The sequence below is a fragment of the Capnocytophaga endodontalis genome (assembly GCF_002209445.1).
GTDB classification, from domain to species: Bacteria; Bacteroidota; Bacteroidia; order Flavobacteriales; family Flavobacteriaceae; genus Capnocytophaga; species Capnocytophaga periodontitidis.
Genome location: NZ_CP022022.1, coordinates 1,295,994 through 1,317,325 on the forward strand (window position 1 = coordinate 1,295,994; position 21,332 = coordinate 1,317,325).

Here is a 21,332-nt window from a genome sequence, read left to right on the forward strand (position 1 = left end):
GGTATCAGAAAATAGAAAAGCTGTTTGAGAAATCAAGCAGCTTTTTTTGTTTTATGTATATAAAAAACTATCTTTGCCCTTTCATTAATTAAAAGATAATTATATGTTTCAAACCCCTTATAACGCAGCGCCCTTTTCGCGCTTTACTCCTACCGACTATCTGCCAGCTATTGAAAAAGCTATCGCCGAAAGTCTTGCCCAAATCGAAAGTATTAGCCAAAATCCTGAACCCGCTACTTTTAAAAATACAATAGAAGCCTTGGCTTACACAGGCTTAGAACTCGACCGACTCACGGCTATGTTCTTCAACCTCAACAGTGCCGAGACTAACGATGCCCTGCAAGCCGAAGCCCAACGCATCTCACCCCTACTTACCGAATATAGTAATGATATCCGCCTGAATGAAGCCCTCTTCAAGCGAGTAAAAACAGTGTATGACCAGCGTGAAAACCTATCACTCACTGCGGAACAACAGACACTTTTAGAGAAAACTTACAAAAGTTTTACCCGCAATGGGGCTAATTTATCACTCAATGATAAGGGGCGTTTGCGTGAGATTGACAAGCAGTTGGCTACCCTAAAACTGAAATTCTCTAAAAATGTATTGGCAGAGACTCAACATTACCAATGGGTGATTACCGATAAAAATACCCTCAGTGGGCTACCCGATTTTGTCCTTGAAATGCTCGCACAAGAAGCTAAAAAACGCAATATACAAGGCTGGGTCATTACCCTCGATTTGCCTGTATATACTGCGGTAATGAAATATGCTGATAACCGCGACTTGCGTCAGAAACTCTTTACCGATTATCACAGTCGTTGTGCAGGAGAGAGTGCCTATAATAATGAAGACAATGTGTTGCGTATCGCCCAATTGCGACAAATGCGTGCTTCTTTGTTGGGCTACCCTAATTATGCTACCTTTGCTTTGGAAGAGCGTATGGCGGAAACTCCCGAAAAGGTGATAGCTTTCCTCAACGAACAGTTAGCCAAAGATAAACCTCAGGCTATTAAGGAATTAGAAGAGCTCAAAACCTTCTCTGGTCTCACCGATTTTCAGCAGTGGGATTTTGCTTATTATGCCGAAAAACTCAAACAAGAGCGCTACCAAATAGACGATTCGCTCCTCAAACCTTATTTGGCATTAGACAAGGCAGTAGAAGGAATGTTTGCTGTGGCACACAAACTTTACGGCTTGCACTTTACTCTTACCGATGAGGTAGAAAAATACCACCCCGAAGTACAAACCTACAAAGTAACCGATGAAAACGGCAATTACCTCGCCCTTTTCTACACCGATTTTTTCCCTCGTGCAGGCAAGCGCAATGGGGCGTGGATGACCTCCTACAAGGAGCAGTATAGAGATGAACAGGGTAACGATTCCCGTCCGCATATCTCTATAGTGTGCAACTTCACCCGCCCAACGGATACTGCTCCTTCTTTGCTTACATTCAACGAGCTAACGACTCTTTTCCACGAGTTTGGGCACGCCCTTCACGGAATGCTTTCCAAGGTAACCTATCCTTCGCTCAGTGGTACCAATGTAGCCCGCGATTTTGTAGAACTCCCCAGTCAGCTGATGGAAAATTGGTGTTATGAAGAAGAAACTTTGCGCCTTTTTGCTACTCATTACCAAACGGGTGAACCTCTACCTATAGAATGGGTGAAGAAAGTAAAAGCTGTTGAAGATTTTATGAAAGGCATTTTGAATGTGCGTCAGTTAAATTTTGGATTTTTAGATATGGAATGGCATACCTATCCTCATTTGGAACGCCTTGAAGATGTTCGCACTTTTGAACAGACAGTAACCAAAGCAACACAACTCTATCCGCCTATTGATGTGATGTGTATTTCTCCTGCTTTCTCACATATTTTCAGTGGAGGTTATGCCGCAGGTTATTACAGCTACAAATGGTCGGAAGCCTTAGAGGAAGATGCTTTGGAAATATTTAAAGAAGCAGGCTTTTTCAACAAAGCAATAGCTACGCATTTCCGAAAAGAAATCCTTGAAAAAGGCAGTAGTGAAAAGGAAAGTATTCTCTATAAACGTTTTCGCAACTGAAATACATATCTTTGCTCGCTAATCATCATTATTGCTACACTTTGCCAAAGTTTTAATTGCTCGTCGTGCTACGACCTTTGGCAAAGTTGATTACTCTGATTATCAATAGCTTTTGTAGTATGTTATGTGGGCGTTTTGCAAACGCCCACATAAATAAAACTTTTTGGATACCCTCATTTTTATTTATCGTCATAATGACCAAAAGCTGTTAGAATTTTTACTTCTTTTTCTTCTTCAAAAATTTCATATATCAAGCGATGTTTGTCATTAATCCTTCTTGACCACACTTCCCGTTCTCCATAGCCTTTTAAGGCTTCAGGTTTTCCTGTTCCTTTTTTAGGAGTTATTCTTAATTCTTTTAAGAGTGTAGCTATCTTAGCAAGTATCTGTTGATTACCTCCTTTAGAAAACTTCTTTATATCCTTTAGATATTCATCAGAATAAGAAGTTATATAATTTTTTTCCTCCTCTTCCATTACCCTAATAGCATTTTATCCATCTCCTCATCACTAATGTATCTTGCTTTTTGAGCACGAGCCTCGTCTATTCTTTTAAAAAAGACTTCTTTAGACATTTTAGTATCATCTTTCTTTACCGTTTTAGTAGTAAACTCTTGATACTTTACTTTAAATTTTTTAAAAAGCTCTTCAAATAAATGAAAATCAGCTTCTTTTATTTCTACTCTTTCTAATACTATAGTACTCATAATAATTCATTTTATGAGGGCAAAAATACAAATTAATAATGAATTGTATAGCTATTTTCTAAAAAAATACATATCTTTGCTCGCCAATCATCATTATAAGTCCGATAATCAAAATCAAAAATAAAAATGAATCCAGCACTCATCACCGCCATTGCTGAAGGCGATTTTTCGGCTATCCTAAGCATTACAAGCCAGCTTACTGATAATGAGCGTTATAGCACCATCACTGCTATCAAAGCATTAGACCCCTATTCGGAAAAAGATTTCCCGCGAAAGAATATTGATAAAAAGAATACTTACCGCCATAACTATAAAGTTTTTCAAGCTCATAACTACACCCTTATTACTATGGTGCGCGAAGAAAGCGATATCGCTAAAGTGATGATAGACAAAAAGAATTATATAGGCGAACCTTATCAAGTAACTCCTTATGCCATCTTAGGTTCTTTTTATTTTGAACCTGTAATAAACTACTTTACACAATTTGCGCCAGATAACTATATCAAAAAAGTACTTAAAGAACGATATAATAAAGAGATTGAAGGATTGTCCTTTGGCTTTCAATGGTATTTTTACAAAAAAGGCTGGATCCCCTTTGAAGAAGAGCGTTTTGTAAAGAATTTATTAGAAATTAATATGGGTAGCCGCTATGTAACCGCCGATGTAAACTTCCTCTTACAAAATCCCGAAGCCATTGAAAAAGTGCTCTTACAGCTTTACCGTATCGAAACCAAAGTACTTGACCTTTCCAAGTGGAAAAGTGATAACCCCTCAAGCAAAATCAGTACCTCTGGTGTTGCCAAAGTAACTACCTATTGGGACGAGGTTTTTGAATTATTGGTACATTATGGCTACCAAATCCCTCGTAGTTTTGTAGGACAGCTTTTAGAATCATTGCTCAACCAATGGAAGAAACCCCACCTCGATTGGCATTGTCGTTTGCTCAAATGGCTTGCCCCTACCCGAGAGGAACTTTTGGCTCATCAACAAACGCTCTTTGCCGTTTTAGGCACTGGGGTAGGCAGTGTAGTGAAAACCGTTATGGAATACATCGTGTCTATTGCTAATGCGCCACAGTTTGATTTTGAGGGCTTCCGCGTGCAATTCCCGCTCGCCTTTACCGTAGAGAAACAACCTAAAGCACTCCTTCAAGGAGTAGAAATTTTGGCTAAAGAGTTCAAAAAACATCCTCCTACCGATGTCAGCTACCGCGAACAATTAGCAGTCCTCTTCACTCAGCCCGATGTAAAACTACAAGAAGCCGTAGCTGAACTACTAACCACCTATTTCAACCAAGAAGGTCTCCCCGAAGTCATCGCACCTTACCGCGATTACCTAAAAGGCAAAGCCCAAGACCTCCTTGCAACCCTAAGTCCATCAGAATCCTCCGCCCCATCCGACTTGTCCGACAGGTCAGCCTCGTCCGAGAACTCCCAAACTGCCTGTGCGGCTCACACTCCCCGCACTCCCCTCTCCTTGGGAGAGGAGTCGGGGGAGAGGATTCTCTTCCTCATCGGTGATTGTATCCGCGAGAAATCAGCTGCTACTATTGATGTTTTCTTTGATGCTCTCGTGCGCTTGCAAGACCAAATCCCCGCGGATTATGCTGAGCAGATAAAGCCTTACCTCAAGCAGCTTGTCGCTCGTGAGTGGTTTGTAGGGACGATGCCTCTACTATACTTATTTTTAGACTCTTGGAGTAACCAAAGCCCTACACCCCTTGTATATAATACCGACAAGGAATGGAAAGAAATTCAGAAACTCTACAAAGAACATAAATATACACAAGCCGACAAACTCGACAAACCAAGAGTGATGCACATAGCTGCTAATCAAGCACAGCAGACTTTCCCTTATCTCTTTAATAAAATAGCACGTACACTCCAAAAGCTCAAAGAGAAAGACACCTTGCCTTTCCTTTCTACTCCTACGCACGAACCTTTCTATATAGAGGCGGAAGTGTTGGTCGATAAGCTCTTGCAATACGAAGCCCAAGGCAAAGCCCCCAATCTCGACGACCTGATTGTCGCCTGCAACCGTCTGCTCTTTTGGGAGGTTTCGGCAGCAGCCAAAGAAAAAGCCCAACAACTCAAAGGCGATTATGCTCCTGCTATTCAGTATTACTTAGGTCTTACTGATAAAATACAATTAAACGAAGCACTTTTACCGCTATGGACGCAAATCACCCGCCTAAAACACCCCGATGAGGAGTTCAAAGTATTTGAAAATACTCAGGCAAAGAATATCCTTAGCGTGGTGAAGCCTTTCTATATCCGTTATGGTTGGGAGAAAAGAACTTATGCCAATGGCGAGGTAGGCGAAGAGTTCACCTATCACTGCAATCATTATAACAAATACAAGAATAAGAAAAGCCGTCCTACTCTTTACAACTATTACAATGCCAATGAAGGAGAATGCACTTCGGCTCAAGAGGCAGAGTATAAACTAAGCCTCAACCCACATTATCCCGATGCGATATTATGTGCTTACATAGCGCTCTGGGCAACGATGAATGAGGCAGACCAAGTGCGCGATATGACTTTGCCTTTGGAAGCTGTTTTGCGCTACGACCTGCGTGTACGCCATAGCGGTTGGCTGTACATAGGCGCGTGTTTGCTCTTTGAAAAACGCCCCTCACGTGATTTGGCGTATGAGTATATTTGTCAGGCGATTGCTCGCGGTGAAGACCTAACTCACTTGAAAACTTACCTTGCCAATATACTCGCTTGGGATTATCTGCCTATACCGCGCTTTATAGAATTCCTCGACCGCCCTAATCCGCCAGCAGTAAAAGCCTTTGGCAAGGAAGTGGTGGAACTCTATTTAGAAGAAGTGAAAAAGCAGGACAAGTTACCGAGAAACCATAAAAAGTTAGCGCAATTAGTAAATTAATACAAGTAATACTTATGTTTGAACTTTTAAAGAAACTCATCACCAGCCGCGATTTAGAGGGCTTGTTTTCCTTTTGCAGTAACTTAGCAGAAGAAGAACGCCTTGCCCTTTTAGACCAACTTCAGCATTCGCCGTGGGGAATTAAAGAGCATAAGCGTTATGATAAAATATTAGTAACCCCCGATGGGGCGCGCTATGAATATCTTTTGGCGGTATTTCTCCTTACGCGAAGTCTTCAGGAATATGAGAAACAGCCTATCAATACCTTTATAAAGAAAATGTATTGTCCTACTGCTGGAGAACTTTTTTCAAATTCAAAAGCTTCCTATGTCCTCCCGAAACTCCTCCAAGAGGAAAAGTATCGCTTTATTCTGGAACTATACCACGCTCTAAGCGAAGATAGCAAAGAGAACATCCCCTTTGAAACTTATTGGACACTCTACAAAGCTGGAGAAATCCCTTTGGATGAACCCCTTTTTGTAGATAAAAGTATCATTGCCTTCAGTTACTCCAATGACAAGATAAACTATTATACTCATTTAGTCTTGAACGATCAAGAGTTCCAAGATAAAATTTTCAGGCGCTTACACCGCTACGAAAGTGGTATGCATCGCGATGCCAAGCTGTGGGAAGAAGTCTTTGTACAGCTACAGGAACAAGGCTATGTGTTCGACCGCCAGCTTATAGGCGAACTCTTGGAGAGCCTGCTCAATCCTTGGAAGAAACCCCAACTGAACTGGCATTGCCGTTGGATTACATTTCTTGCTCCTACCGAAAAAGAAATAATAGACAATCAAGAACGCTTCTTTGCTCTTTTGAGTACAGGCAACGATGTGCTGGTGAATTTTGCTATGAAATGGATTCAGAAAATCAGTAAAAGTCCGCTTTTCTGTATAGAAAAATTCCAAGATAACTTTGTTCTTTGCCTACCCTCAGAAAAGACTATCAAATCACAGCTTGCAGGACTTACTATTTTGGAGAAATACTACCACAAGAATCCTCCTGAGCAATTAGACTCCCGCGAACAGCTTATCCCTCTCTTTACTCAACCCGATATAGCCTTCCAGCAAGCGTTGGCTACTTTGCTTGTTGAGTATTTCTATGACGAAAAACTCTGGGAGCTCATCACCCCTTACACTGATTTTATCAAGCCCTCTGCGCAGGAAATTCTCCAGCAGAAAGACGGTACTGATAAAGAAATAAAGACCCCCGGAAGTCTTCCTCACTCCACCCAAAGGCTTCCCTTGTCCTTGCCCAAGAACTGGGATGAGTTACTTTTCCTAATAGGTGATAGCATACGAGAACGCTCTGCTGCGACCATTGACCTACTTATAGATGGGATAGTACGCTTACAAACTCTTATTCCTAAGGGTTTAAAAAAAGTACTGGCGCCCTATCACAAACAGCTTAACAAAAGCCACCGTGGGTATGTGCTACCCCTACTAAAAGAATTCCTCTTAGCCTTAGAAACAGGAGGGCATCTGCCTTTAGATGAAAATCTCTTTTTGTTCTTGCGCTACAAAATGAATGTAGCCCTTGAGAGAATCGCCCAAAAATGCACATTGCCTCTGCTCTCTACCCCTACTATTGCCCCTTTTTATACAGAAGCAGCAGTCTTGGTTGAGAAGCTCCTATCCTACGAGCAAGAAGGAGTTATTCCCGATTTTGAAGACCTTACTATCGCTTGTAACCGCCTACTCCTAACCGATATTCCCCAAAGTGCTAAGGAAAAATCGCAGCTACTTCAGGGAGACTATGCTCAAGCCATTCAGTACGCTTTGGGCGTTACCTCCGTCCTTTCTCCCACAGAAGAGACCTTGCCCCTTTGGACACAAATTACCCGAATCAAACACCCAGAACAAGAGTTCCCTGAATTTTCCCAAACTACCGCCAAAGATATCCCTTCGGTAGTAAATCCCTATTATATAGGCTATGGTTGGCAAGAATACACTACTTACTTAGGAGAAGTAATGCCGGTATTTGTCTATGATTTCACCCCTTATAACAGTCCTACAGAGCGACAAAAATCCCTACTTCCTGAGCAATATTACAATGCAGGAGGAGGTGCTTGGCATAGCAATGAGGATTTCGAATATACCCTGAGCCTTTGTCCGCAATACCCCGATGGGATCATCTGCTCGATTTTCTCTCATCGGGTAGGTTGGAATGCCCTAACCGGTGTTTATGATAATATTGAGGCTATAGAAACCCTTTTGAAATATCAATTGCCTCTCTATCATAGCGGTTGGTTGTATATAGGTGCCTGCCTATTTTTAGAAAAACGCCCCTATCGTGATTTAGCTTATGAATATATCTGCTGGGCATTGGAACAAGGAAAAGATTTAACTTACTTAGCAAATTACGTAGCGTATGTCTTGGCAACAGGGCATGCCCCTATTAAGCACTTCCTTGAGATGCTTGATCGTCCTAATCTAAATATCATAAAAGGATTTGCAAATATGATTATTAATGAGTATCTTCGCCAAGTGGGAGGAAGAGAACTTCCAAAATTTCATAAAAAACTCTTAGACTATCAAAAAGAAATAAGTCACCTATAATCTTTCATAAAAAATGAGAATCATAATTGTAATTTTTCTGTTAGTATCTGTGCGACTCTGGGGACAGCCTGGGGGAGGCGGCGGATTGCGTGTGCTGAATGTATATGATGAACACAAACGACCTGTTGATGTTGAACAATTAAAAGTAAAGCTTTTAAAACTGAACCGTGTGGCGAATATCGTTGCTGAGGAAGATTTTTGTGTAGGAAGAAATGTGAAAAAAATGATAGTTTTACCTCCTTCCGATTATTTTTCAAAGACTCAAGGGATTGTTATTACCTATAAGAATAAAACTTATCGCTTTGATTTTGAAGGTGTTAGAGGTACGAATGGCGCTGGCCGTGTAGAAGAAATAGATTCTTTGGTACTGTTCAAACCTTATATACTGAGGAAAGGCTCTTATGACTACCAAAGTCTCGGCAGGGAAGAGTTTAATAAATACTACATATTACGCGAAATAGCTGATAAGTATCTGAGTTGGGGAGTTACACCTGAAAGCTATAAACACCTCTCGGTTATCGACCTGATGTATGACTCTCCTAAGTATGCCTACAATCGTAAGCCCAAGCCTTGGATGGAGAGTTTCAAGCAACTTAATGTTGATTACGGAGATAGCAATACGCACAGCAAGGAGGAATATGCTGATTATCTGAAAAGAATAGATGAAATGATATCCAAATATGGGGATTTAGAACCTTTTGTGGTATTCAAAATGCGCTTTTTGTACGAAGAAGCTTATTACAAAGAGTTTATATCCTACTATGAAAAGAAACCTGCAGGATATAGGAATTTTTCTGGAGAAGCCATAGGAGCTTATTGCTACATAAAAGAATATGATAAAGCCATTGCTTTGGCTAAAGAGAGGGCGTCAGAGGAAAAAAGAAAATCCGAAGAATATTTCTGGAAGTTTGTCTATATATCGTATAATTTTGATTGGCTTTTTATAAAATCATACTATAAAAATGAATCTATAAAAAACGAGTTAGAATCCTTTGTCAGTGGAATTGATTTGGACAAAGATGACAGAAACGATTTAACAATTTTGAAAAGATTTGAAGAACTGAAACGCTACGACAGCTATAGAGAAAAGAAAAAACTCACTGACAAAGAGAAAGAACAGAAAAAATGCGTGGAAGCCAATCTGCTGAAGGTATTTAAAAAAGGTTGCATTTTGTGTAATGATTTTGAGGATTGTCTCAAGAATTAATATAAAAATAAATGTTGTTGAATGTTGCGCATTATCATAAAAGCCTTTAGAAATATGATTATTAATGAGTATCTTCGCCAAGTGGAAGGAAAAGAACTTCCAAAATTTCATAAAAAACTCTTAGACTATCAAAAAGAACTTAATCTATAGCAATTACCAAGATTATGATACCCCCTACCTTACTTTCCGCCATTAAAGCACACGATTTTACCGCTATATGCAACATTTGTTTTGCGCTTTCTAAAGAAGAGCAAAAAGAATTAAAAAGTTATTTTTTCCAAAATAATTTTAACTTTATCTTTCGGGAAGTCCTTGAAAAAGAAGGAAGATATTACTTTACAAATAAAGAATTATCCCTTATTTCATACACAATTATGTGCTTGTGCAATACTTTAGAGGAGGTAAGAAAAATAGAAACTTTTCAGAATATAGAACCCTATATAAAGGGGAATTATTACTATTTGCTATCTTCTTTAGAAGATGAAGTTTTATTAGATTTCATTCAAACACCACAAGGGGCTTATATGGTAGAAGGTATTTGGCTTATGTACAAAGACAATCCTTTGAAGATGTCCTTTAGAATGCTTTGGACGCTCTATAAAAACAACTACATTGAGTTTAATGAACTCATTTTCTTAAACAAAATGTTTAATATGGGTTGGGCTTTTGAAGAAACAGAGGAAGATATAATTGAATATTTCCTTCAAAATCCTGATTTAGCTACTGAATTATTTCCTCTTTCAAGTAATCATATAGATTATGTATTAGAATCTTTCAGAAATTGGAAACGAATATACAGCATTCTTAATGAAAAAGGCTATTTTACCGATCGAAATATCATTGGTCTTTACATAGAAGCACTCTTAAATCCTTGGAGAAAAAGTGTTTTAGATATGTGTTGTAGACTTATAGAATCCCTCAAGCCTACCCCGCAAGAGCTTTTATCTCATCAAAACACCCTTTTTTCCCTGCTCAGTAGCGACAAGACATCGGTGGTGAATTTTGTGATGAAGCTCATCAAAGAGATTGCTGGTGAAAAAGGATTTGACTTCCCTGCTTTCGCCGACAATTTTGCCCTGTGTTTTGCTACCCCAAAAATAGCCAAATCTCAATTCATAGGTTTAAATATCTTAGAAAAGCACTACAAAAAGCAACCCCCTGTAAATATAGAATATCGCGAACAATTAGCGGTACTCTTCACCGTCCCCGATGCCAAACTCCAAGAAAAAGTCGCCAACCTCCTCACCACCTACTTTAACCACGAAGGTCTCCCCAAAGTCATCGCCCCTTACCGCGATTACCTAAAAGGCAAAGCCCAAGACCTCCTTGCAACTCTAAGTCCATCGGAATCATCCGCCCCGTCCGACTTGTCCGACGGGTCAGCCTCTTCCGAGAACTCCCAAACTGCTTGTGCGGCTCGCACCTCCCACACCACCACCCAAAAAATTACCTCTGCGATTCGCACCCTAACCCCTATCACCTATCCCCTGAGACCTGAAGACCTCCTTTTCCTCATTGGCGACTGCATTCGTGAGCGCTCGCCCCTTGTTTTAGATCTTTTCTTTGAGGGTTTGAACCAGTTACAAGCGCAAATCCCCAAAAATTTCTCTCAGCAGATAAGTCCCTACCAAAAGCAGTTGGGCGACCAGCCTTTTGAATTTACTACCTATCGAAAGTGTATGCGCTGGGTGATTGATGTTTGGGAGGGAAAAGCCTCACTCTCCGATGATATTTTCGGTGGGAAACTCTATAATCCTACACCGTTCCTCCGAGAGAAAACCAAGCGACTGCTCCTAAAGATCAAGCAAGGTAACTCACTGCCCTTTGTAAGCACCCCCTACTCACGCTCCGTTTTATATAGACCCGCTTACCTTTTTAGAACGTATTGCACAATATGAAAAAGCTGGAAAATCCCCGATGTTAGAAGAGGTTGTCGTGGGGCTCAATCGCTTGCTACCTATAGAAATTACCGAAGAGCAAAAACAATTAGCCCTTTCACTCACAGGTGAGTATGCCCCTGCCTTGCAATATTATTTTGAGGTAAACAAACAAATAGCTGTAACCGATACTACACGAGTACTCTGGGGGCAAGTCTTACGTCTCAAAGACATTGATGGGGTATTCCCTGAATTGGAAATCCCACAAAAACCCAATCTACAAGGCTTGGTACGTCCATTTTATCTGAAATACGAAGTAAAACCTACCAAAATCAAAGGGGTAGAGCGAAATAAAATCATTTTGGAAGATAATTGGGATAAAACCTACGCCACTTATGTGTATTACAACGAGTTTGGAGCTAATTATTACAACGTATCACCAATGAGCAAGGGGAAAGATGAGGATATCGACTATCAACTCAGTCTAAACCCCCGCTATATAGATGGTTGGCTGTGCAAATACCTGCTCACTTATGCCCAAGGTGTGGAAGGGGAATCCCTCACCGAAGCCACTCGTGTGATGAGTCTGCTTCTTGAGCACCAGTTGCATATTTATCACGGTGGTTGGCTAATGGTCGCTACTTGTCTTTTAGCCGAAAGAAAACCTCTGCGCGATCTGGCTACCGAATATATTCTTTTAGCACTCCAAAGAGGAGAAACGCTCACCTATCTCGCCGAAGCCATCGGGACGTTCTTAGCTCATAAGTACGCCCCCATTGCTCGCTTTATAGAGTTTTTGGATATCCCTACTCGCGACCCCAAAGTAAAGGCTTTCCAAAAAGCAGTAGTAGAAGCCTATTTGCTTTTGGCAGAAAAACAAGAAAAGAAACCTACTAATCACAAGAAGTTGGCTAATTTTCTAATTAGCTAATATGCCAATTGCCTAATTGACAAATTATTTTTACCTTTGCCCTTTCAAAAAGAATCTGTTCCGATGGAAGACAATACACCTCAAAACACTACTCCACAAGGAGATAGCATCATTAAAGTCACAGGTATGTACCAAGATTGGTTCTTGGATTACGCTTCGTACGTAATCCTCGAACGCGCTGTACCAGCAATCGAAGATGGCTTTAAGCCCGTACAACGCCGTATTATGCACTCGCTTAAAGAATTAGACGATGGTCGCTACAACAAGGTAGCTAACGTCGTAGGGAATACAATGCAGTATCACCCTCACGGCGATGCGAGTATAGGCGATGCTATTGTACAAATCGGTCAGAAGGACTTGCTCATCGATACGCAAGGTAACTGGGGAAATATCCTCACAGGCGACGATGCGGCAGCTCCTCGTTATATCGAAGCTCGCCTTTCTAAGTTCGCCCTCGATGTGGTGTTTAGCCCCAAGGTAACCGAATGGCAATCGAGCTATGATGGTCGTAAAAAGGAGCCTATCAGTTTGCCGGTGAAGTTCCCGCTCCTCTTGGCACAAGGTACCGAGGGGATAGCCGTGGGACTTTCTACCAAGATATTACCTCACAACTTCATCGAGCTTATCGAGGCTTCCATTGCTTACCTCAAAAATAAACCTTTTGAATTATACCCCGATTTCCCTACTGCGGGTATTATGGACGTAAGTGGCTATAACGATGGGGCAAGAGGCGGACGTGTGCGGGTGCGTGCTAAGATTTCGCAACTCGACAAGAGTACGCTTTGCATCACCGAAATTCCGTTTACTACCACCACTACCTCACTCATCGACTCTATACTAAAAGCCAACGAAAAAGGCAAGATAAAAATCAAAAAGGTAGACGATAACACAGCTGCCAATGTAGAGATATTGGTGCACTTGCCCAACGGCACGTCGCCCGATAAGACTATCGATGCACTCTACGCCTTCACTGCCTGCGAAACGGCTATTTCGCCCATTACTTGTGTGATTGAGGACAACAAACCGCATTTTCTCACCGTCTCAGAAGTGTTGCGTCGCAGTACCGACCGCACAGTAAGTCTGCTCAAACAAGAGCTCGAAATTGAACTTTCTGAACTCGAAATGCAATGGCACAGTGCCTCGCTCGAAAAGATTTTCATCAGAGAAGAGATGTATATCGACTTCAAGAAGTACACCGACAGAGAAAGTTTGTACGAGTACTTGTACCAGCGTTTTGAACCTTTCAAAAAAGATTTGATCCGTGAGATTACCGATGACGATTTGGCTAAACTCACTCAAATACCAATGATTCGTATCACCCGCTTCGACTCTTATAAGGCTGATGAAAATATCCTCAAGATAGAAGCTGATATCGAAGAAGTGAAAAACCACCTCACAAACCTTATCGACTATGCGATTGCTCATTTTGAGCGTCTGAAAAAAACATATAGCAAAGGGCGTGAACGGAAAACCGAAATGCGCGTATTCGATACCATCGAGGCGACCAAAGTAGTGGTGCGCAATACCAAACTCTATGTAAACAAAGCCGAAGGTTTTGTGGGTACAGGCTTGCGCAAGGACGAGTATGTAGGCGATTGCAGTGATATCGACGATGTGATTGTATTTACCGAAAGCGGTGCGATGTACGTTACCAAAGTAGCTGAGAAACAATATATAGAGAAAAACATCATACACGTAGCGGTCTTTAAGAAAGACGATAAGCGCACCGTGTACAATATGATTTATAAGGACGGACAAACAGGCTTCTCCTATATCAAACGCTTCAACGTTACGGGTATTACCCGCGATAAGAAATACGAGCTCATTCCCCAACACAAAGAGTCGCGTGTGCTCTATTTTACAGCCAACCCTAATGGTGAAGCCGAAGTGGTAACCGTGAACTTGCGTCAGTTAGGCACTTTGCGCAAACTGCGATGGGATATCGATTTTGCCGATACCCTCATCAAAGGGCGTGGCGTGAAAGGAAACCTCGTGAGCAAATACGCTATCAAGCGCATCGAGCTAAAAGAAAAAGGTGTATCAACCCTCAAACCGCGCAAGATATGGTTCGACGATATTGTAAAACGCCTCAACACCGAAGAACGCGGTACGCTACTGGGGGCTTTCAAAGGCGATGACCGTATGCTTCTCATCACCAAAGAGGGCGTCGTGAAGACCATTATCCCCGAATTGAGTCTGCATTTCGAGAACAATATCGCCGTAATGGAGAAATGGGTGCCCGAGAAACCTATTTCGGTAATTTACTACGATGGCGAGAAAGAACGCGTGTTTGTAAAACGCTTTGTAGTAGAGAACGAAAATCGCGAAGAGTTAGTAATTACCGAACATCCTAAATCGCAATTGCTCTTCGTCTCTGCCGATTGGCGACCTATGGCTGAGGTAGTCTTCACCAAAGAAAAAGGCAAGGAGAAAGAGAACCTCATTGTGAATTTAGAAGAGTTCATCAGTGTAAAAGGCATCAAAGCCTTGGGCAACCAGCTCACCACCGACAAGGTGAAAACTGTTAACACCCTTGAATCTCTCCCCTACGAAGAACCCCAAGAAGAGGAATCCGTAGAAGACCTCGGCGATGAAGAAATTGTTCCTCCTCCCTCTGAAAATGAGAGCGACGGCACCCAAACAGAATTAGAATTTTAATGAGGTAAGAGATAAGAGGTAAGAAAATGACACAAGAATCTCATAACATAGAATACAAATCGTCTTGGCGTGATGAATACCTAAAATGGATTTGTGGTTTTGCTAATGCACAAGGAGGAAAACTCTATATAGGTAAAGACGACAAAGGGAAAATAATTGGAGTGTCTGATGCTAAACGCCTAATGGAAGATATTCCTAATAAAATCACCAATGTATTAGGAATAGTAGCAGATGTAAATTTGCTTGAGACTCCCGAAGGCGATTGTATAGAAATCAATGTGAGTCCACAGTCTAATCCAGTTAACTATAAAGGAGAATATCATTATCGCAGTGGTAGTACTAAACAAGAACTCAAAGGAGCAGCCTTAGATAAATTTTTGTTAGGAAAGCAAGGAAAGCATTGGGATAGTATACTTTATCCTAATGTTTCTGTTACCGAATTAAAATCGGACACCTTTAATTTCTTTCGCAAAAGAGGTATAAAAGCACGTAGGCTAGATGATGATGCACTATCAGATAGTAATGAATTGTTGTTAAACAACTTAAAACTCACAGAAAACGGACAACTAAAACGTGCAGCTCTTCTACTTTTTCACCCTGACCCTGAAAAGTATGTAACCAATGCTTATGTAAAAATAGGATATTTTAGTGATGACGATAGTGATTTGCTATTTCAAGATGAGGTACACGGCAATCTATTTGAGCAAGTAGAAAAGACAATGGACTTGCTTTTTACTAAATATATCAAGGCTATAATTAGCTATGAAGGCATTTACCGTGTTGAGACCTATGAGTATCCACAAGAAGCGGTTCGTGAAGCTATTCACAATGCCATTGCTCATAAAGATTACAGCGGTGCAACCCCAATACAAATCAGTGTCTATAAAGATAAAATAATGATTTGGAACTATGGTCAACTACCCGAAAATTGGACAATAGATACTTTGCAAGAAAAACATTCATCTGTACCCTATAATCCAGATATTTCTAATGCGTTCTTCCGTATAGGTTATATAGAAGCGTGGGGGCGTGGCATCAGAAAAATGAATGAGCAGTGTGCCAAAGCAGGATTACCTAACCCATTGTATTATTACGCTTCTTCAGGATTTTGGGTAGTATTCCACAAAGATATTTATAATGAAACTGATTTACGAGAAAAAGGACTTAATGAAAGACAGATAAAAGCAATATTATATCTCAAAGAGAGAGGAAAAATAACAAATAGCGAATACCAAGAACTAAATAATATTTCTAAGAGAACCACAAGTAATGATTTGACTGATTTAGTAGAGAAATATAATTTGCTTAGACAACTTGGAGCAAGTGTAAGCACTTATTATGAACTAAAATAAAAGCGGGCAAAAAGCGGGCAATGCGGGCAAAAAGCGGGCAAAATGTCCGAATAATATCCGAAATGTCCGAATAATGTCCAGAGTTTATTATAGAGTAATACCTTTGCCGCTTGTCCCTCTTCGGGGAAGTCTGCGAGAGCAGAGTATCTGAAGGGCTTTAATATAAAAACAAACCTTATGAAAAACTATATTACACTCTTTATCATATTGTTGTTGGGAAGGAATGCAGCGGTGGCACAAGAGAGTAAAGAGGCTGTGCTCCACCGGCTCAACCAAACCATTGAGCAGAGTGCTACTTATATACAAGCCAAAGAACAACGTATCACTTCCTTGGAAAAGGCTCTTAAAAAAGCCTCTCAACCAGCAGAAAAATACGACCTGCACAAACAATTGTATACCGAATACCGAAAATTTAAGGTCGATTCGGCTATAGCCTATTTGCTGAAAAACGAGCAGATAGCAAATGATGTAAACGATACCGAAAAACTGGATGAAACCCATATTTTGCTCTCCCGACTCTATTCAGTGAAAGGAATGTATGTCGAGGCATTGCAACTGCTAAAAGCGATCGATAAACACCGATTACCTAAGGAATCTCTGTGTGAGTATTACGATTCGTTTTATGCCCTGTGCAGTCATTACGGGCAAAGCATCAATAATAGCACTTATCTAAGTGCCTCCAATCAATACCGTGATTCTCTGCTCTTGTGTACTGATAAACAGTCGCTTACCTTTAAGGTAAACAGTGCTATCGATGAGTTCTTTACAGGAGACAAAAACCGTGCTATGCAACAGTTTCAGCAACTATTGCCTCAAACTACCGAAGAAGAACCTGAACGTGCTATAATAGCTTATTATTTAGGTCTTGTAGAACGAGAAAAAGGAAATGACGACCTTCAAGAATACTATTTTGCCCTTTCTGCTATCGCCGACATCAAAAACGCAATCAAAGATAACGCTTCCTTGCAGAGCTTAGCGCTTACTTACTACAAACGAGGAAATATAAGCAAAGCCTATCAGTTTATCAAAATGGCTATCGATGATGCTGCCTTCTGCAATGTGCGACACCGCGCCGAAGAAGGTGCCTCTTTCTATTCCATCATCAACACCGCCTATCAAGAGAAAGAAGCCAAACAAAAGAAAGAATTACAATTGTATTTGGTACTCATCAGCGTATTATCAGTAGCCTTGATTATCGCTTTGGTATATGTGTACAAACAAGTAAAACGATTGATAAAGATACGTAAAGAACTCTCTTACAGTAATCAGCAACTTGAAAAGCTCAACACCGATCTACAACTGATGAACCAAAACCTCGAAGAAGCAAACCTCAACCTCGAGGAGGCAAATCTTATTAAAGAAGAGTATATTGCTCATTTCTTCAACCTCTGTTCAGCTTATATTGATAAGATTGAAAACTACCGAAAACTACTCTACAAAAAGGCGGCTAAACATCAGTTTGACGACCTTACCAAGGTGCTAAAATCTACCACTGTGGTAGAACAAGAATTAGAGGAACTTTACAAGAATTTCGACACTATCTTCCTCAACATATATCCACATTTTGTAACCCACTTCAATGCTCTTTTAGAAGAAGGAGAGCAAATCTTCCCTAAAAAAGGTGAACTACTGAATACCGAATTGCGCATCTTTGCCCTCATCCGCTTAGGCATCACCGATAGCAGTAAGATAGCCGAATTCTTGCGCTATTCTCTTCGCACAGTGTACAACTATCGCACTAAAGTACGGAATAAAGCGAAAGGTGAACGCGATACTTTTGAAGAAAAAGTTAAACAAATACGCGACTGATCAAAAAAATGTATAAAAACCGTTTTTTCTATGTAAAAACATACTTTTTTGATTATCTCCTTTCTGAGATTTAGGGGCTATTTTGTGACTAATAACTGAAAATTCAGTACTTTTTTAAGGCTTTTTCAGAACTTATTTTGTTAATATTCAGTTAAATAACTTTTTTAAAAAGTACTTTTCTAATACCCGATGAAATATTGATGTTTTTTTGCTATACTTTTGGGGCGTTGGAAAGATAAAAATAACTTTCCGAAAATCAACAAAGAAAAAACTAACAAATGTAACGTTTTTATTTTATGAAAGTACTCAAAAAACATTTAATGCTAATGATGGTACTGTTAGTAGGCTATGTAGGTTTTGCCCAAGCACAAAATATTAGTCAGCTAATAGGTACTGTAACCGATGACAAAGGAATGCCTCTTCCTGGTGTTTCCGTAGTAATAAAAGGTACTACCAAGGGGGTAGCTACCGATTTTGATGGTAACTTTTCACTTAACAATGTGCCAAAAGGTGCTGTATTAGAGTTTTCATCAGTGGGGTATAAAACCCTTGATGTAAAAGCCTCTGGTGCTTCTTTAAAAATAAAGCTCTCCGAAGCTACTCAAGACCTCGATGAGGTGGTAGTAGTGGGCTATGGTACTCAAAAGAAAGGTGATGTAACTACGGCAATCACTTCAGTAAAAACTAAAGACCTCGACCAACGTCCTGTAACTTCAGCAGCTCAAGCCATTCAAGGGCGTGCAGCGGGTATTCAAGTAGTGCAACCTAATGGTGCTCCAGGTGCTGGTTTGGCAGTACGCATCCGTGGGAATACCTCTATCAGCGCGTCCAACGACCCTCTATATGTAGTAGATGGTATCCCTGTGCAAGACATCAATGGGATTGCCCCTACCGATATTGAGAGTATGCAAGTGCTCAAAGATGCTTCTTCAGCAGCTATCTACGGTTCACGCGCCGCCAACGGGGTAGTGCTTATCACTACCAAACAAGGTAAACGCAATGAACCTAAAATATCAGTTAATACGTATGTAGGAATCTCTCAGGTAGCCAAACGCATCGAGTCACTCAACACTGCTCAATACAAGGAACTAATGGACGAAACAGGTGCTGTTACACTACCTTCAGGGCTTACTGATAAAACTGATTGGTTTGATGAAACCTTCCGCAAGAGCCTGATACGCAACACACAACTTTCTATCTCAAATGCAACCGAAAATACAAAGTATTACCTCTCAGCAGGAACTTCTAAAGATGAAGGGGTTATCCGCTCTTCTTATTTTGAACGTTATAATTTGCGTCTCAACTTAGAAACTAAAATGCGTAAATGGCTCACTTTTGAAACCAATCTATCTTATGCTGATTACTCGTCTAATGGTATTATTACTGGTACAGGCTCTAACCGTGCTGGGGTAGTGCTTTCGGTAATCAATACGCCTAAATATGCCCCCATCTGGAGTGATAAACCCGGTGAAGAAGGTTGGTATTACTACAATTTCTATGGAGCTAACCTCACTCACCCTGTAGAGAATATCTCTCGTAATGCCGACAATACCTCTAAGAGCAATCGCTTGGTAGGAAGCGTATCGGCTATCGTAACTTTCTTGCCGAGCTTGAAATTCAAATCTACAGTAGGTATCGATCGTTTAGGACGCACTCAAACCCATTGGACAGACCCTAAACTCACCGAATATGGACGTAAGCTCTTCGGTACTGCCGACGATATTCGTACTAACAACACCGTGATGACTTACGACAATTTGCTTACCTTCGACAAAAATTTCGGCAAGCACAACCTTTCTGCTTTGGCGGGTACTTCAGGAACGGTATCTAAATGGAACGAAAGCTATTTATATGCCTCTCACTTCCTTACACCCGACATCAAAACCCTTAATGCTGCCAATAAAATAGAACAAGGTAGTGGTTCGAATGCTGCCGAATGGGCGATTATGTCGTATTTAGGTCGTATTTCTTATAACTACGATAGCAAATACCTTCTCACGGCTAATTTCCGCGCCGATGGTTCTTCCAAGTTAGCACCTGGCAAACGCTGGGGTTACTTCCCTTCAGTATCTGTAGGGTGGAGACTTTCACAAGAAAACTTCTTGAAAAATGTCGATTGGCTTAGCGAACTCAAATTGCGCGGTGGCTGGGGACAAACAGGTAACCAAGCAGGTATTTCCGATTACGGCTACTTGCAACGCTATTCTATCACCCGTCAAAATTGGTGGGAGGCAGGCAAAGGTAATGCAATGGTAACCTTGCGTCCTAATTCATTTTCTAATCCTAACCTCACTTGGGAAACTACCACTCAAAGCAATATAGGGCTCGACCTTTCATTGTTTAAAAATCGTATTTCGTTAGCAGTCGATGCTTACCTCAAAAAAACTACCGATTTGCTAATGGATGTACCTCTTCCTTCTACTTCACCCATACCTTCTATTTATCGCAACGAAGGTGAAATGACTAACAAAGGAATTGAATTTGCGCTCGATACACGCAATCTCACAGGTGATTTTACTTGGAATACCAATTTCAATATCTCGTTCAACCGCAATGAACTTACCAAACTCACCCTTCAGAAAGTGTATTACTACGCCACTACCTCCGATGCTACTACTGAACAAGTGGTGCGCATTACCGAAGGACAACCTTTAGGCAAGTTCTGGGGATTGATAAGTGAAGGCGTAGACCCTCAAACAGGCGATATCAAGTACAAAGACCTCAATGGCGATGGTAAAATCTCAGTTTCCGATAAAACTTATATAGGCGACCCTAACCCCGATTTTACTTTTGGGCTTACCAATGACTTCTCCTATAAAAACTTCACTTTAAGTGTCTTCTTCCAAGGCTCTTATGGCAATGATATCTACAACGCCTCTCGTATAGAAACTGAAGGTATGTATAAAGACCAAAACCAATCAACCGCCGTGCTCAATCGCTGGAGAAAACCTGGTGATATTACCGATATACCTCGTGCAAAACAAGGTACCGATAATATCAAAGCATCGTCTCGTTGGGTAGAAGACGGTTCATATTTGCGCCTTAAAACTCTTACTTTGGCTTACAACCTCTCCAATGAGGAATTGGCTAAATATGGTATCCGCAAGATACAACCTTACTTCACCGCCCAAAACCTTTGGACACTTACCAACTACAAAGGCTTTGACCCCGAAGTAAACCAAGGGCTTTCAGGTCCTACGATGGGTATTGATTGGGGTACCTATCCTCAAACCAAAACCTTTATCTTTGGCTTAAACATTGATTTTTAATACCTATACAA

At 40.8% G+C, this 21,332-nt stretch carries 13 protein-coding genes; 11 read left to right on the top strand and 2 right to left on the bottom strand.

The features are described from left to right. The first annotated feature begins 103 nt into the window (after positions 1 to 103). The gene (locus CBG49_RS06040) at positions 104 to 2,062 is read left to right on the top strand and encodes a M3 family metallopeptidase (RefSeq protein ID WP_088593783.1); all 1,959 of its coding nucleotides are present in this window, start codon (positions 104 to 106) and stop codon (positions 2,060 to 2,062) included. A gap of 179 nt (positions 2,063 to 2,241) precedes the next feature. On the opposite strand, the gene CBG49_RS06045 is transcribed toward CBG49_RS06040, so the two are convergent. Both CBG49_RS06045 and CBG49_RS06050 read right to left on the bottom strand, forming a co-directional pair. Then, positions 2,242 to 2,538 carry a Txe/YoeB family addiction module toxin gene (locus CBG49_RS06045; protein ID WP_088593784.1) on the bottom strand — a complete coding sequence of 99 codons (297 nt, stop codon included), beginning with the start codon at positions 2,536 to 2,538 and terminating at the stop codon, positions 2,242 to 2,244. Continuing rightward, positions 2,538 to 2,768, bottom strand: a complete 231-nt coding sequence (locus tag CBG49_RS06050; RefSeq protein ID WP_088593785.1) for a hypothetical protein — start codon at positions 2,766 to 2,768, stop codon at positions 2,538 to 2,540. The genes CBG49_RS06045 and CBG49_RS06050 overlap by 1 nt, the downstream gene beginning before the upstream one ends. Positions 2,769 to 2,894: 126 nt before the next feature. On the opposite strand from CBG49_RS06050, the gene CBG49_RS06055 reads away from it, so the two are divergent. From CBG49_RS06055 to CBG49_RS06090, 10 genes are all read left to right on the top strand, one after another. Then, positions 2,895 to 5,660 (top strand): DUF6493 family protein, encoded by a 2,766-nt coding sequence (locus tag CBG49_RS06055; protein ID WP_088593786.1) that lies wholly within the window; start codon positions 2,895 to 2,897, stop codon positions 5,658 to 5,660. A 14-nt stretch (positions 5,661 to 5,674) separates the two neighbouring features. Then, positions 5,675 to 8,218 (top strand): DUF6493 family protein, encoded by a 2,544-nt coding sequence (locus CBG49_RS06060; protein ID WP_088593787.1) that lies wholly within the window; start codon positions 5,675 to 5,677, stop codon positions 8,216 to 8,218. A 13-nt stretch (positions 8,219 to 8,231) separates the two neighbouring features. Beyond that, positions 8,232 to 9,425, top strand: coding sequence for a hypothetical protein (locus CBG49_RS06065; protein ID WP_088593788.1), 1,194 nt, complete (start codon positions 8,232 to 8,234; stop codon positions 9,423 to 9,425). Positions 9,426 to 9,446: 21 nt separating this feature from the next. Continuing rightward, on the top strand, positions 9,447 to 9,575 hold the full coding sequence (locus tag CBG49_RS16290) for a hypothetical protein (protein ID WP_257789603.1): 129 nt from the start codon (positions 9,447 to 9,449) through the stop codon (positions 9,573 to 9,575). Between the two features lie 17 nt (positions 9,576 to 9,592). After that, the gene (locus CBG49_RS06070) at positions 9,593 to 11,323 is read left to right on the top strand and encodes a DUF6493 family protein (RefSeq protein ID WP_418219534.1); all 1,731 of its coding nucleotides are present in this window, start codon (positions 9,593 to 9,595) and stop codon (positions 11,321 to 11,323) included. Continuing rightward, positions 11,310 to 12,233 carry a DUF7825 domain-containing protein gene (locus CBG49_RS16400; RefSeq protein ID WP_418219535.1) on the top strand — a complete coding sequence of 308 codons (924 nt, stop codon included), beginning with the start codon at positions 11,310 to 11,312 and terminating at the stop codon, positions 12,231 to 12,233. Before CBG49_RS06070 ends, CBG49_RS16400 begins: the two co-directional genes overlap by 14 nt. A gap of 63 nt (positions 12,234 to 12,296) precedes the next feature. Further along, positions 12,297 to 14,891, top strand: a complete 2,595-nt coding sequence (locus CBG49_RS06075; protein WP_088593789.1) for a DNA gyrase/topoisomerase IV subunit A — start codon at positions 12,297 to 12,299, stop codon at positions 14,889 to 14,891. 26 nt (positions 14,892 to 14,917) lie between these two features. After that, positions 14,918 to 16,243 (top strand): ATP-binding protein, encoded by a 1,326-nt coding sequence (locus CBG49_RS06080; RefSeq protein ID WP_088593790.1) that lies wholly within the window; start codon positions 14,918 to 14,920, stop codon positions 16,241 to 16,243. A 177-nt stretch (positions 16,244 to 16,420) separates the two neighbouring features. Further along, positions 16,421 to 18,052, top strand: a complete 1,632-nt coding sequence (locus tag CBG49_RS06085; RefSeq protein WP_088593791.1) for a DUF6377 domain-containing protein — start codon at positions 16,421 to 16,423, stop codon at positions 18,050 to 18,052. 296 nt (positions 18,053 to 18,348) lie between these two features. Next, positions 18,349 to 21,321, top strand: coding sequence for a SusC/RagA family TonB-linked outer membrane protein (locus CBG49_RS06090; protein ID WP_088593792.1), 2,973 nt, complete (start codon positions 18,349 to 18,351; stop codon positions 21,319 to 21,321). Positions 21,322 to 21,332: the final 11 nt, after the last annotated feature.

Bases quoted from the DNA above. Each gene is read 5' to 3' on its own strand.
- CBG49_RS06040 (WP_088593783.1), top strand. From the start codon at position 104: ATGTTTCAAACCCCTTATAACGCAGCGCCCTTTTCGCGCTTTACTCCT.
- CBG49_RS06045 (WP_088593784.1), bottom strand. From the start codon at position 2,538: ATGGAAGAGGAGGAAAAAAATTATATAACTTCTTATTCTGATGAATAT.
- CBG49_RS06050 (WP_088593785.1), bottom strand. From the start codon at position 2,768: ATGAGTACTATAGTATTAGAAAGAGTAGAAATAAAAGAAGCTGATTTT.
- CBG49_RS06055 (WP_088593786.1), top strand. From the start codon at position 2,895: ATGAATCCAGCACTCATCACCGCCATTGCTGAAGGCGATTTTTCGGCT.
- CBG49_RS06060 (WP_088593787.1), top strand. From the start codon at position 5,675: ATGTTTGAACTTTTAAAGAAACTCATCACCAGCCGCGATTTAGAGGGC.
- CBG49_RS06065 (WP_088593788.1), top strand. From the start codon at position 8,232: ATGAGAATCATAATTGTAATTTTTCTGTTAGTATCTGTGCGACTCTGG.
- CBG49_RS16290 (WP_257789603.1), top strand. From the start codon at position 9,447: ATGTTGCGCATTATCATAAAAGCCTTTAGAAATATGATTATTAATGAG.
- CBG49_RS06075 (WP_088593789.1), top strand. From the start codon at position 12,297: ATGGAAGACAATACACCTCAAAACACTACTCCACAAGGAGATAGCATC.
- CBG49_RS06080 (WP_088593790.1), top strand. From the start codon at position 14,918: ATGACACAAGAATCTCATAACATAGAATACAAATCGTCTTGGCGTGAT.
- CBG49_RS06085 (WP_088593791.1), top strand. From the start codon at position 16,421: ATGAAAAACTATATTACACTCTTTATCATATTGTTGTTGGGAAGGAAT.
- CBG49_RS06090 (WP_088593792.1), top strand. From the start codon at position 18,349: ATGAAAGTACTCAAAAAACATTTAATGCTAATGATGGTACTGTTAGTA.